Origin of the sequence: Peribacillus sp. V2I11 (assembly GCF_030817135.1) — a bacterium.
GTDB lineage: Bacteria > Bacillota > Bacilli > Bacillales > DSM-1321 > Peribacillus > Peribacillus simplex.
This window is the reverse complement of record NZ_JAUSYW010000001.1, coordinates 3079663-3092990: the sequence shown is the minus strand read 5'-3', so window position 1 is coordinate 3092990 and position 13328 is coordinate 3079663. Positions and strand designations below refer to the sequence as shown.

At 40.6% G+C, this 13328-nt stretch carries 14 protein-coding genes and 1 riboswitch; of the genes, 6 read left to right on the top strand and 8 right to left on the bottom strand.

Annotated elements, in window-relative coordinates:
• Positions 1 to 12: 12 nt before the first annotated feature.
• The gene (locus QFZ73_RS15095; RefSeq protein WP_307267596.1) at positions 13 to 624 is read left to right on the top strand and encodes a hypothetical protein; all 612 of its coding nucleotides are present in this window, start codon (positions 13 to 15) and stop codon (positions 622 to 624) included.
• 302 nt (positions 625 to 926) lie between these two features.
• On the opposite strand, the gene QFZ73_RS15090 is transcribed toward QFZ73_RS15095, so the two are convergent.
• The 4 genes from QFZ73_RS15090 to QFZ73_RS15075 all read right to left on the bottom strand — a co-directional run bounded on the left by QFZ73_RS15090 (position 927) and on the right by QFZ73_RS15075 (position 5023).
• On the bottom strand, positions 927 to 2393 hold the full coding sequence (locus tag QFZ73_RS15090) for an aminoacyl-histidine dipeptidase (RefSeq protein WP_307267594.1): 1467 nt from the start codon (positions 2391 to 2393) through the stop codon (positions 927 to 929).
• 39 nt (positions 2394 to 2432) lie between these two features.
• The gene (locus QFZ73_RS15085; protein WP_307267591.1) at positions 2433 to 3041 is read right to left on the bottom strand and encodes a VanZ family protein; all 609 of its coding nucleotides are present in this window, start codon (positions 3039 to 3041) and stop codon (positions 2433 to 2435) included.
• Between the two features lie 243 nt (positions 3042 to 3284).
• A complete protein-coding gene (locus QFZ73_RS15080) occupies positions 3285 to 4301 on the bottom strand; it encodes an ABC transporter permease (protein ID WP_307267588.1) in 1017 nt (338 codons plus the stop codon).
• Positions 4298 to 5023 carry an ABC transporter ATP-binding protein gene (locus QFZ73_RS15075; RefSeq protein WP_251432434.1) on the bottom strand — a complete coding sequence of 242 codons (726 nt, stop codon included), beginning with the start codon at positions 5021 to 5023 and terminating at the stop codon, positions 4298 to 4300. Before QFZ73_RS15075 ends, QFZ73_RS15080 begins: the two co-directional genes overlap by 4 nt.
• A gap of 118 nt (positions 5024 to 5141) precedes the next feature.
• Between QFZ73_RS15075 and QFZ73_RS15070 the strand changes: the two genes are divergently transcribed.
• Positions 5142 to 5741 carry a TetR/AcrR family transcriptional regulator gene (locus QFZ73_RS15070; RefSeq protein ID WP_307267584.1) on the top strand — a complete coding sequence of 200 codons (600 nt, stop codon included), beginning with the start codon at positions 5142 to 5144 and terminating at the stop codon, positions 5739 to 5741.
• Positions 5742 to 5978: 237 nt separating this feature from the next.
• On the opposite strand, the gene QFZ73_RS15065 is transcribed toward QFZ73_RS15070, so the two are convergent.
• The gene (locus tag QFZ73_RS15065) at positions 5979 to 6170 is read right to left on the bottom strand and encodes a hypothetical protein (protein WP_076370632.1); all 192 of its coding nucleotides are present in this window, start codon (positions 6168 to 6170) and stop codon (positions 5979 to 5981) included.
• A 333-nt stretch (positions 6171 to 6503) separates the two neighbouring features.
• A riboswitch (cyclic di-AMP (ydaO/yuaA leader) is annotated at positions 6504 to 6646 on the top strand.
• A gap of 173 nt (positions 6647 to 6819) precedes the next feature.
• Between QFZ73_RS15065 and QFZ73_RS15060 the strand changes: the two genes are divergently transcribed.
• Together QFZ73_RS15060 and QFZ73_RS15055 are read left to right on the top strand one after the other, a co-directional pair.
• The gene (locus QFZ73_RS15060; protein WP_307267576.1) at positions 6820 to 8151 is read left to right on the top strand and encodes a TrkH family potassium uptake protein; all 1332 of its coding nucleotides are present in this window, start codon (positions 6820 to 6822) and stop codon (positions 8149 to 8151) included.
• 23 nt (positions 8152 to 8174) lie between these two features.
• Positions 8175 to 8831, top strand: a complete 657-nt coding sequence (locus QFZ73_RS15055; RefSeq protein ID WP_307267573.1) for a potassium channel family protein — start codon at positions 8175 to 8177, stop codon at positions 8829 to 8831.
• Positions 8832 to 9017: 186 nt separating this feature from the next.
• Here QFZ73_RS15055 and QFZ73_RS15050 read toward each other — a convergent pair whose 3' ends face one another.
• The 3 genes from QFZ73_RS15050 to QFZ73_RS15040 all read right to left on the bottom strand — a co-directional run bounded on the left by QFZ73_RS15050 (position 9018) and on the right by QFZ73_RS15040 (position 11963).
• Entirely contained in the window at positions 9018 to 9809 is a 792-nt protein-coding gene (locus QFZ73_RS15050) for an STAS domain-containing protein (RefSeq protein ID WP_307267570.1), read from the bottom strand.
• A 402-nt stretch (positions 9810 to 10211) separates the two neighbouring features.
• Positions 10212 to 10916 carry a class I SAM-dependent methyltransferase gene (locus QFZ73_RS15045; RefSeq protein WP_307267568.1) on the bottom strand — a complete coding sequence of 235 codons (705 nt, stop codon included), beginning with the start codon at positions 10914 to 10916 and terminating at the stop codon, positions 10212 to 10214.
• Between the two features lie 426 nt (positions 10917 to 11342).
• Positions 11343 to 11963 (bottom strand): class I SAM-dependent methyltransferase, encoded by a 621-nt coding sequence (locus tag QFZ73_RS15040; RefSeq protein ID WP_307267565.1) that lies wholly within the window; start codon positions 11961 to 11963, stop codon positions 11343 to 11345.
• Between the two features lie 238 nt (positions 11964 to 12201).
• Between QFZ73_RS15040 and QFZ73_RS15035 the strand changes: the two genes are divergently transcribed.
• Positions 12202 to 12480 carry a PadR family transcriptional regulator gene (locus QFZ73_RS15035; protein WP_373459010.1) on the top strand — a complete coding sequence of 93 codons (279 nt, stop codon included), beginning with the start codon at positions 12202 to 12204 and terminating at the stop codon, positions 12478 to 12480.
• 16 nt (positions 12481 to 12496) lie between these two features.
• Positions 12497 to 13216: a pentapeptide repeat-containing protein gene (locus tag QFZ73_RS15030; RefSeq protein ID WP_251432455.1), complete on the top strand. Its 720-nt coding sequence runs from the start codon at positions 12497 to 12499 to the stop codon at positions 13214 to 13216.
• Positions 13217 to 13328 lie beyond the last annotated feature (112 nt).

Below are 13328 nucleotides of genomic sequence, written 5' to 3'. Positions count from 1 at the left end.
GGGGGAAATCTTTTGAGAAAAAACCATTTCACTTTTAGCTTACTATTAATTTTGTCCTTGATGATAATTTCCGGTTGCACTAATTCCAAAGACAGCATAGCTACTATTTCAGTTAATTCCGATTCTGAGCATGCGAATACTTTAAAAAAATTAAATTTAGGGGAACTGTATGATTTTGATTTTAAATTAAATAAAGCAGATAAAACTTGGGTAACTGTTTGGATAGAAAGTTATAAAGATGGAAAACAAGAACCTCAACCGATAACTGAACTATCTTATGGGAAAAGCCCTAACAAAGTGGAGGAAGGAAATTTAGGATTTGGAATAATAAATACTGATGATTCTCGTTTAGGTATTCTTTATGCACCAAATATAACCGCAACACCACAAAAAATAGACAAAGTACATTCTGTCGACGTGTTTAGTGGATGGGATTATGCCATAGGGGAAGAAAAATTGGAATTAAAATTAGGAGAAACGTATTTATTAGGTGCATACAGAGAATCCAAAGGAAACTCTATAAGGACATATAATTTACAAGACGAAAATGAAGTGAAGAAAATGATAAAGGATGATAGGATTATATTTTTACTTAAAATTAAAATAAAAGAATTGAATGAATAATTTTTGATTATGTTACAGCTAAGATCAAAGCTGTCTTTAAGGCAGCTTCTTCTTTAGCACCAATAGGGACAGGATCGTTTAGGAATAAGGATAATCTAGCCTTGTTTTAAAATCATGGTTCGGGATGAAACTATTCCGAACCCATTTTGCCTGCAGATTTTGCATTTAATGTTCCAGTTGATTTTCAGAAATCCGCTCCCTTTCCGCCGGCTGTCTGCCCTCAAAAAAAAAGACATCCAATCGATTAACGATAGGATGTCTCCAAATCTATTGAATTCAACTGTTCCCAGACATGCGGTTGTTCAAAGATCCTTCATCCTCTTTAATGTGTAAACAAAATATTCCCAGTTGTTTATGGTCGAAGGGATGCTTAAGTGTTCTTCAGGTGTATGTACGGAAAACATATCCGGTCCGATTGAAACAGTATCCAACCCTGGTATCTTATCTATGAATACCCCACACTCGATCCCTGCATGCACAGCGATGATTTCAATATCCTCATGATATTTTTCTTTGTATGTCTCTTCAAATAATTTCTTGAGTTTCGAATCAGGATTATAGGGCCATTCCGGATAATCCGCGTCAACCAATAGCTCGCATCCAAGCATGTCGGCAATCGCCTTTGCCTGCGTGACCATATTATATTTGATGCTTTTGACGGAACTCCTGATTTCACTTTCGAATATCATTTCCGCTTCATTTGTTGTAATGACCCCTAGATTCGTCGAACTTTCGACTAACCCTTCTATTCCCATGCTCATTCCTTGAACGCCATGCGGGATCACCAGTAAGGAGGTAATGGCTTTAGTCACCGTCTCTTTGGAAAAAACGTTTGAAGAAATCGTTTCGATTTTTTCAAATCTCATCGATATCTCAGGGTCGGAAGATTGCAGTTCATTTTTAAAAGTATCCTCCCATTTCTGGATTCTCTCCGTTACCTTCTGAACATCTTCTACAGAAATCAGTACAGTCGCATCTGCTTCACGAGGAATTGCATTCCCTTTCAGGCCCCCGTTCATTTCCTGTATGCAGCAAGGGAAGTCAGTCGTTAACTCATGTAATACTCTGCCCAAAAGTTTATTGGAGTTCCCTCTTTCCTTATGGATGGACATACCGGAGTGTCCGCCCTTCAACCCTTTAATCCTGATGTTATAAGATACAGCATCAACAATAGAAGCCGATTCCCATCCGATTGGCAGGACCTGCCGCACGCGTATTCCTCCAGCAGAGCTGACCAGCAGCTTTCCATCTTCCTCCGAATCGATATTGATCATCATTTTTCCCTTGAAGTGAGCCGGATCCACGGCAAGTGCACCGTTCATCGTCGTTTCTTCTTCAGTCGTTATGACTATTTCAAGAGAGGGATGCGGAATATCATTTGCATCCAATAATGCCAAAGCATAAGCAACAGCAATTCCATTATCCGCCCCCAATGTTGTATCCGTTGCATACAACATGTCCCCCACAATCCTTAATTGAAGCGGATCTTTCTCAAAATCATGAAGCGTTCCCTTGTTCTTTTCGCAAACCATATCCATATGCCCCTGGATAATGACTGTAGGTGCATTCTCATATCCAATTGTTGCCGGCTTTTTGATAATCACATTCAGCGCCTCATCCTGGATCACCTCCAGGTTCCTATCCTTAGCGAAGCGAACCAGATAGTCACTGAACGCTTGTTCATTAGCCGATCCTCTCGGGATTTTGGAAATCGCTGCAAAATAATGAAACACCGGATGGCTCGATAATTCTTCTAAAGTGCTATACATGGAATTACACCCTTTCATTTAACATATTTGTACTGCCTCTCATCCTTTTACTTTTCCAGAACGGAACACTACGACTTTCTTGAACAAAGGATACAGAATGTACCCCAAGTAAACACCAATCATATTCAGGATCAGGTCATCGACATCCAAACTTCCGCGCCGAAAAACAAACTGACAGATTTCGATGCCCGAAATCGAAAGTGATGGATAAAGAAATTCCCTTAAAGCGGAGGACCCTTTCCCTTCCCTGGACAACAAATACAGACCGAATGGAATGAACAGCCCCACATTGGCGCTAAGGTTATAAAATGACACAAGCCCGTTCATTTCGTTCGATAAATATGAAAGAATCGTAGAAAAAGGAATCAAATTATACGAATATACCTGCCCTTCTGGTCGAAAGAACAGCAAAACCAATAATGATAAACTGTAGCCAAACAATTCTGCCCGCCATAAAAGGCGTGGAATTCTGACCGTTTCACCTCGAAAATAAAGAACCGCAAACGAAACGAAAAGAAGTATACAAAACCAGACAACCATGATCACCAAAGGATTCAAATATAATCGGAGCTGAAGGAAAAAAGGCAAACCGCACAAAAACAATGCTTGCGACAGCAAAAGGGAAAGCATGACCGATTTTAGAGACATATAACTCCCCCTTCTATTTCTTTCCAAATCATTGCATTTCCTTATATCCTAGGACAACTTTAACAGCCCGTCAACAAACTGCATTAACCTGTAATTAGAAAACCGGCAAGGAGAAGCTTTTTTGAATAAATCAACCGATGGGAAGGCTACTTCGGCGTTCAACCAAAATCCAGTTTTCTTCCAGTAAAAAAAGCCGGTTCCTCACTTTCCAGGAATCAGGCTTCTTTTTTAAAGTTGTTGATTTCATAGTGCACGGTATTTTTTCAAACTAATGATATTGATGGTGATAAAAACGACGGCAAAGGCCAGGAGAATGAGTAGATCCAGTAAAACCTCATTGAATGTGAAACCTTTGTACATAACGCCGTTCATGGCATCCGATGCGTAATACAGAGGCATGACCTTGCCGATTTTTTGCAGCCAGTCTGACATGCCATCCAATGGGAAAATTCCTGTAAAGAAGACTTGCGGCACGATGACCAGCGGAATGAATTGTACCATTTGGAATTCAGATGTCGCGAAACTCGATAGTAATGTACCAAGCGATAATGCAACGAGCGCGACAAGTATATTCGTCAGTAAAACGAGCCAAATGGAGCCAACAAGGACGATATCCAATACATTGACAGCATATAGTACGACAATTATGGTTTGAACGAGAGCAAATGAGCCATATCCGATCACATAGCCCGCTACGATTTCGTACCTTTTAATCGGTGTAGCAAGCAGCCGTTCCAACGTACCACTTGTACGCTCCTTCAAAAGCGCGACCCCCGCTATTAAAAATACAAAGAAGAAAACGAAAAAGCTGACGAGCATCGGACTGAAAGTATCAAAACCCTTTGTGTTGGCATCCCCGTAAACATATTGCTCCTCAATTGAAGGAGTGTTTTTTTCATTCCCTTGCAAGCCATGCATCATTTGCATTTGAACGGCCTTTGCACGGGTCGGTTCGTCGTTCAATAGTGTCAGTTTCATTTTGCCATTTTCAACCTGCAGCCAGCCATCCATATCATTTTCAATCATTTTTTCCTGTGAAAATTCCTCAGCGGCCGTTACTTGAAAGTCCGCTTGTTTCAATGCTTTGACCATAGCTTCATTACTGCCTGTAACAACGATTTTCAAATCACTTGATTCTGTATCGAAAATAAAATACATGAGTGTTAAAATGAGCAATGGAGCCAGGAAAAATAAAGCGAGCGTCCTTCGATCCCGGCGCATCTGCCGTGTAATTCGAGTAACAAGAGAGGCAATTCTCATTTTAGGCCACCTCCAATCCTTAAAAAAACATCATCAAGCGTTTCCACGGCAAATTGTTCTTTTAAAGCTGCCGGGGTTCCTGCCGCGATGATTTCACCTTCACGCAGCATCGCCAGTTTATCGCATCGTTCCGCTTCATCCATCACATGCGTCGTGATGATGATCGTCTTATGATCTTCATTTCTTAAACGCTCAAGTTCCTGCCAAATCGATTGTTTCAGCAAAGGGTCTATTCCTACTGTCGGTTCATCCAAAATGAGAATCTCCGGATTTTGGATGAGTGCAACCGCCAGTGACAGACGGCGTTTCATTCCCCCTGAATAATGCGCAACCCGAACGTTCAAATCATTCGTCAACTGTACGATTTCAGCTGCATATTGAATGCGTTCCCTTCGTTCCTTTTTCGAAAAACGGTATAGCTTCGCAAAAAATTCGAGGTTTTCAGCTCCCGACAGTTCTGTATATAAAGCATCGGACTGTGCCATATAGCCGACATCCATTAAAAGTGCTTCATTTGGCACTTCATGATCCAGAACCGTGACTTTACCCGCATCGGGCTTAATCAATCCGACAATCATTTTAATCAAGGTCGTCTTTCCGCATCCGGATGGACCTAACAAGCCAAAAATTCCGCTTTTTTCAATATTCAGGCTCAATGGCTGAATGACCTTTTTCTGATGAAAACCCTTAGTAATTCCTTCAATGGAAATCGCATTTTTCATTGTACACACATCCTCCCTCTTTAATTAACACGGTGTTGAGTGTATTATCATTCTAGGGTAGCATTTGGTCTAATACAATCAACACATTTGGAAAAATGTTCAGTGAAGGAGACATTCCATGGCATCGATTCATGAGGATATGGTACAAAAGACGAAGATGCAGATACAACATCATTTTATTGCACTCGTTGAAGCAGAGGGGTTCTCACATGTATCAGTGAAGAAAATTGCAGAGCGCGCCAACATTAATCGGGGCACATTCTATTTACATTACACAGATAAATATGAATTGATGGATCACTTACAGCAGGAATTGTTAAATGAACTTCAAACCCGCATTACTGCCATTTTGCCGAAAGAGGCTTTTATGGCTCTTCATCAACAACAGCTTTACCCGCCCTTCGTAGAGATTTTTCAATTCATCAGTGAACATGCCCACGCTTTGAGGGCCATTCTTGGTGATCAGGGCGATCCTTCTTTTGCAAAAAAAATAAAGCGCGTATTCGGTGAAGTACTATTGGAGCGTTTGATCAGCCAGCATCCAGCAGCTAAAAATGCAGCCTTCCGCATGTATATGCACGCCTTCCTGACATCGGCGATTTTAGGGGTGATACAGGAGTGGCTGGAGAATTGTGAAGAGCAAACGGCGGAAGAAATGGCGAAAATCCATTTTCAAATCTTGAACTTCATCAGCCATTTGCGCACATTCATACAATGAACGAATCATCCAAGGCATGTTCCATCAACATGCCTTTAAATCTGATTACATCTTGGCCTCCGCTCCTATATTACCAATGGAATAATACCTGCTCTTAGAGGTTTTCATAGCAAAAAAACTCATTCAAAATAAATGAGTTTCAAAGCAAAACAAGATATGGATTTTTCGCTCAGCGTTCCCGGATAGAACACAGGGATTACAATTGAATACCGCTAATGAATGTTGGATTCAGTTAATTTACCTTAGGGAAAACAATTTTAAGAACGGATTCTTTTTCTTATCCGTTATCCTTAACTCATCCATGATGATTTGATCCTCATGATCGGCTATCCATTTCCTTAGTGCATCTTTATCCTGGCATTGTGTTAAATATGTCTGGCCACCCTTGCCTGTAGCATTAATAACATATCTATTGAACGTTTTCTCCATAATTGCCCGCCTTTTTAATAAAATGTTTTGAATCTTTACATACGAATGCACTGCTTTTTTCTTTATCATTTACAAAAGGAACATGATATATATATATTAGAAACTTTGATTGGCAATAGCGTGTTCTGATTGAAAGTAGTGAATAAAGCACCCCGATGCTGGTTATCATAATCGGATTAATCGAACCTATCATAATGTGCTAACTAATATTTGTCAATACGTTTTTAAAATGTAAATAAAACGTAAATTTTCAGTTTTGTTAAAGAAATATTTTTTTGCAATTCAGGGGTTTACAACTGCTAAATGATGGGAGTAGAATACGTTTATCAATTTAATGCATTTCGGCCTAAACTCAAGGGAATTGAGTACGGAGGACCCAATCATTTGGGGTTAATTCTGCCTTGCAGAAGGGATGAGATCAGCTCTTTCGCCATCCTACCCGTCAGCTAACTTCGTCGGCTAAAGCGAAGGAGGTCATAAGACCGCCTATTTCGGGAGTTTTTTTGCATGCTTTTTGGGGCAAAATAACTGTTCGATGTTTTAGCAGGTCTTTTTATTATGCCTTTAAAAAGCTTCTGAAAGCAGATTGATGATTAAAATACCATACAGTTTCACACAATTTTTTTTAGGTAGGGATGGTTATTTGGGAATGAAAAAAAATTTATTGGATCCGCCAAAAATACTTGTACTAGGCTTTGCCACCCTGATACTTATTGGGGCCTATTTATTAACCCTGCCGATTTCCACAGAAAATGGCAAGGGTCTTTCTTTTCTGGATGCTTTATTCACCTCGACTTCCGCTACATGTGTAACAGGACTGGTCGTAGTGGATACGGGATCGACCTTCACCACTTTTGGTGAGTTGGTCATCTTGACACTGATTCAGATAGGCGGTTTAGGGTTCATGTCATTTGCGACATTTTTCTTTTTCCTTTTAGGCAAAAAGATTTCTTTAAAAGGCAGGTTACTCTTGCAGGAGTCCTTAAATAATCTATCCATGGCGGGTGTGGTCAGGTTAGTGAAACGGCTTTTAATTTTCACGGCCATCATTGAAGGCCTGGGTGCCCTTATCTTATCGATTCGCTTTTCTTTTGACATGCCAATCGGCAAAGCAGTCTATTACGGGTTTTTTCATTCCATATCGAATTTCAATAATGCCGGCTTTGATTTAATGGGGGAATTCAGGAGTTTGACCCCATATGTATCGGATCCATTCGTAACCCTTACCGTCGCATTCCTCATCACGTTTGGCGGGATAGGTTTTATTGTGATGAATGAACTATACGAATATCGGAATACCCATCGTTTATCCGTACATACGAAGATAGTTCTGGCGACTAGCTTGACCCTTACCATTGCCGGCGCAATTTTAATCTTTTTATTCGAGTTCGGCAATGCCAAGACATTACAGCCATTATCTTTCATGGGTAAAATGCTGTCATCTTTATTTCAATCGGTTTCACCACGGACGGCAGGCTCCAATACGCTGAATATCCCTGATTTAACTCAGCCTACATTACTGCTCATCATTTTCTTGATGTTCGTCGGGGCTTCACCCGGATCGACTGGCGGCGGGATTAAAACGACTACATTAGCAACGCTTTTTGGAACGGTTTGGTCACAGATTAAAGGAAAGGGTGATGTGGTATTATTCCGTCACCGCATTGTGAGTGAAACGATTTTTAAAGCATTATCCGTTACATTCATTGGCGTATTCATGGTTTCAATCATCTCCATTCTGCTGACCATCACTGAAAGCGGAACTGATTTCTTGATGATTTTGTTTGAAGCCACTTCAGCATTTGCCACCGTGGGACTTTCAATGGGTTTGACCCCCGAATTATCACCGGCTGGCCGGATGCTCATCATTTTCACGATGTTTGCAGGCCGTGTGGGTCCTTTGACTTTGGCCTTTGCCATCGCTATGAGGCGCAAACCAGATCCGTTCCGCCGGCCAAAAGGGAAGATCATGATTGGTTAATCATAAATGAAGGAGTGTAAAAGATGGGAAAACGACAATATGCCGTGATCGGTTTAGGCAGATTCGGAACCAGTGTGGCCCATAGATTATATACGGCCGGCCAAGAGGTATTGGGTATTGATGTCAACGAGGAAAGAGTCGAGAATGCGGGACTGAGCGTCACCCATGCGGTCATGGCGGATACGACTGAAGAAGAAACATTGAAATCAATCGGAATCCGTAATTTCGACTGTGTCATCGTAGCCATCGGAAATGACATGCAATCGAGCATTTTAACTACCTTGCTTTTAAAAGAGCTTGGGGTCGAAAAGGTCATTGCCAAAGCACTCAATAAAAATCACGGTCAGGTGCTCACTAAAATCGGTGCCGACTGGGTCATCTATCCTGAGAGGGATATGGGGGAACGGGTCGCGAATCAGCTCCTTTCCCCTAACATGCTGAACTATATAGAGCTCTCGAAAGAATACAATATCGAGGAAATCATCCTCCCCATGAGCATGAAGGGAAAAAGCCTCAGGGAGCTAGATTTGCGTGCAAAATATAATATCAGCGTCATTGCCATCGTGAGTAATGGGGAAGTTATCATAGCACCCTCACCGGACCAGGATATCCATGAAAAAGATTTGCTTTTAGTGGTTGGCAATAAAGAAGATCTAGCCGTCTTTGCCAATATTGAATAATCCGGCAGGTTCGGGCTCTTGCCTTATTGAGCCCGAACCCATTTTGAATGCAAGCATCACTTATACATGCGAGAAGACCGCCATATGGCGGTCTTCTCGATGAAATTTATAACGAGCAACCCATGCCCTTGATATGTATGTATTATTTTATCGTACTGATCGCTTGGGCAAGAGTGGACTTTATCGTCACTTTATCAAAAGGCAGTTGAAGCTTATAACGGCAGTCATGGCTATTTCCGGCCGAAGTCCTGAAAGGGTTGTTTGGATTCCCACCAAATTTAAGGATTCAATCAATTGTGACAGCTTGTGTGCGGATGCACTATCTATAGCATGAACGCCCGATAGGTCAATGAAAAGCCTGGTGACATTTTTTTCAGCGCACTTTTGTAATGTGTTTTCAAGCAAGGACATGCCCCTCGTCGTGTCAATATCGCCTATCAGGGGAAGCAACGCCGTGTTATCCTTAAGGAAAATGATGGGCGTGCTCAATTCATCGATCGTTGACTGTTGGGCTTTCATGATTTTATTGGCATATCTATGATTCGCTTCCGTAAACCTCTCCATCACTTCACTGAACACCTTGATCACTATCCGGTACCAGGAATTTATTTCTTCCTGGGTATATTGATTTCCATTCAATCCCACAAAACGGTCAATATAATCCAGGTATTGCTCTTGCGTTCGAAAAAACTCCCTCAATATAAAATAGATGGGTGTTTTTAAATGCTGCTCATCCTGACCGATATCTTCAATCCACTCACCAAGCTGCTCAAAGAATTCCCTTTCCTCTGTATCAAAGACCTGAAAGAAACGTAAATGGAATTCATTATTTTGTTGTTTAAGTTTTTTGATCACTTTGGGATCGGGTGAGCTATAAACCCCCGCCTTGTCGTTTTTATTCAATGTTGCGTACCAATCCTCAGTCAATTGTCCTGCCACACTCAATAAAAAAGAATATAGTTCTTTATTCCTGTGCATAAACTCCTCCTATTTAGTTTTTTATTAAAAGCATTCCAATTGGTCTCAGCAGTCGATAAATCTAACGCTGACATCAGCTTTTTATAGAAAAATTATCAACAAAGCAAGCATCGAAGATAACCTCTTCCATACTTAAAAATCTTATGATGATCTGATGCCCAATGGCCCCTCTTTCCATATACCTTCCCAGCAGTTTTTGAAACCATACAACCACTGTATTTTCAAAAGAAGATTAGATCCTTTATCTATTATTCTGGAAAATCTGCGTTCACCCAAAAAGCATTTCATTATTATATTTTACCATTTTTACATTTTGTTAACGATTACCCCTTTTCTTTATAACAAAAAAGGACCTGATCCCAGATCCTCCGTTTAAGACCCATTTCGCCTATCTTATGAAAATCAATTTTTCATAAATAAAGCCGTCCATAAACCTTGCACCCCAAAGGTTTCATCCGATTGTTCCATTTTCCTCATTTTACGTATTTCCACCACTTCAAATTCCTTGAAGATCATTCTGAGTTTTTCTTCAGTAAAACCCAATCCGCCTTTGAGGCTTCTTTGCCTATATACCTCCCAATCTGAAATGTCAGCACCACCCAATATGCCGCCTTCGACAAAACAAGTAATCGAATACAACCCCTTACTCCTTAACGCCTTTTTCACCATCTCCAAATAATTGATCCTACGATGTGGAGCAATATGGTGAAAACAACCTGAATCATACACAAAGTCATATTGCCCTTCCTCAATATCCAAATCAAATATATTCCTTTGAATGAAGTTCACGTGCACATGTTTATCTGCCGCACGTTCTTTTCCCCATCCAAGGGCTTCCTTCGAAAGATCCACCGCATCAACGGAACAGCCTTTTTGAGCGAGATAAATGGCATTTCTTCCAGGTCCGCACCCAAGCTCAAGAACCTTTCCTGGCCCAATTGACCCACTATCAAAATATGTAACCAAATTCTCATCAGGGAAATTTTCGAAAAAGGGAACCCCTTTTTCACGGTCTTCATAAAAACCATTCCAGAATCCAATCGGCTCACGCAATAACGAGTCCAGCATATTCAATAGATCTTCATAGGTTGTAATCGTCTCCGACAAAACCATCACCTCTTCCCAGTGTATCCCACTTGTTAATTATACTCATTTCGGCTAATGCCTATGTAACAGCTGCATCAAAAATGCGTTACATATGGCGTTCTGACACTACTGGACCTTGTTGTTTATATACTTGGTCACTGAAATTTAAAGGTATCAAAGATGCCTTCAAACTATCTTCTGATGGTATGATCCATTCTTCAATATCCACGTTAGGGAAGACATGGGTTCTATATATGCATGTCAAATATGACATGTTCTTTACAGCGGATCAGGCTTGACAGCCCCCCATTAGTCAGCGTAGAAAAAGAGGAGCCAGGTTCCTATTTTTTAGCTTCCAAACAACAAAATTCAGCTCCCTGATGTATCCTCATGTCTTTGAATCCGACTCCCAATCCACTTCTGAAACATCCCTCATCCTCCTTCCTGTTACATCCGTTTACTGATGATTATCTTTCTGTACATTCCATTCAGCATGATCGGTCGATCTTCTTCAATTTTCATATTCTTTTCATGTCTACTGAACAAGTCTTCAAACCTCAAGCCGATATCCGTTCCTAAAAATCTAATGATCGGTCGCAGAAGCTTTTTAGGTAGTGAAAGCACTTCATCTTTAGAAATAAACTTATCGAATAGTATTATTTTTCCATCCGCTTTTAAAACCCTGATCATTTCCTGAAGACATTCATTGGCATCAGGTACGACGGAAAGAACCAAACTTCCCACTATATAGTCAAACGATTCATTCTCGAATTCCATATGCTGTGCATCCATCTCGAGGAAATTGATCTGTGTATCACCAAATTTCTCCATCGCTTTTTTTAGCATATCAGCTGACAGATCTATCGCCGTTATCTCAAGTTTAGGGTTCTTGATCAGCTCCAAATCGGACCCCGTTCCTACGCCCACAAACAGAACCTTTGCATCATCATGAAAATGCATCTCTTCAAATATTCTTTTCCTGGCATCTAAAAAGAGATGAGAGTTGAAGATTTTGTCATAAATCGGCGACCAAACCTTATAAATCACTTTATTCCACGAATTATTCAACCCTCCCCACCTCCTTACATATTTCTTCTACAAAGCATAATCAATCCCTTCCAAGCGGATATTATATCTGGCACAAATTAGTAAAATTAAAAATAGTATGCGACGCAGTGATCCGCGAAATACATTAACCAAATTACCTTGACTGTCATAGTAATATATTATAGGATATACCAAAGGAGGTGAGGATTTGGTTCAACGCCAACTATCTTCTGACTTACTTCGCGGACATGTAGATACAATGATTCTAAAACTTCTGCAAAGTGGCGACAAATATGGTTATGAAATCAGCAAACTGATATATACGAATTCCAATGAACAGTATGAAATTAAGGAAGCGACGATGTATTCCAGCTTAAAACGACTGGAAAAGGACGGATGCATCATCTCTTATTGGGGAGATGCCACACAAGGCGGAAGAAGGAAATATTACAAAATCACCCCGATCGGGGAAGACACATATACCCAAAATAAAAATGACTGGGAGCAGGCCAAACGAATACTTGAGCGCCTCCTATAAGAAAGGAAGATGAAATGTGATTGAAAAACTGCATACACATGTTCATAGCATTTTTGCCCCGTACAAAAGTGCAAAAACAGCAAAGGAATTGGAAGAAGAACTGCTGCAAAACTTACTGGAAAAATACAATGACCATAGAAGGAATGGTGCCAGTGAGCAGGAAGCGTATAAGCTGACTGTGGATTCGATTGGAGAAGTATCAGAGCTCATGGAATCACTCAATCTTCAATATAATGTGCTTGAGCAGGCGATAAACATGGACTATTCCAGGCAACGCTTATTGGATTCCGACTTTCGCTCGGTTTCGGTGCATGATGGGAAGTTTGATTCCTGTGATTTAAGCCGTTCCGACTTCAGCCATTCCGACCTGACGAACAGCACATTTAAAAGCAGTAACTTAGATAATTGTATCTTTGAAAACGCCAATTTAACTGGTACCTTATTTAAAAGTGCAAATTTAAAAGGCGTAACTTTCAAGAACAGCATTTATAATAAAACCCATTTTAAAAGCTGTAATTTATCTGGTCTTATATTTGATGGGGAAACATTCAACCAAACCATTTTCGAAGGTTCATCATTGAAAAAGGCATCATTTCGCGATGCCACACTCATCAATGTTCAATTCCGGATGTCCGATTTAAAGAAAATCGACTTTACTGGAGCTTCGATGGATAAACTCACTTACAACTTTTTACATGGAGCTAAGGTCGATCTTAGCGGCGTGACCATCATCTAAAAAGGAATTTCCAATGACTTTACCGATAGCGATGGTCGTATCCACCTCAATCATTTGCGTGACCGTGTTTCTGACTGCGGTCGCTTTAAAAGGAATGAGCATGGGGAAATGA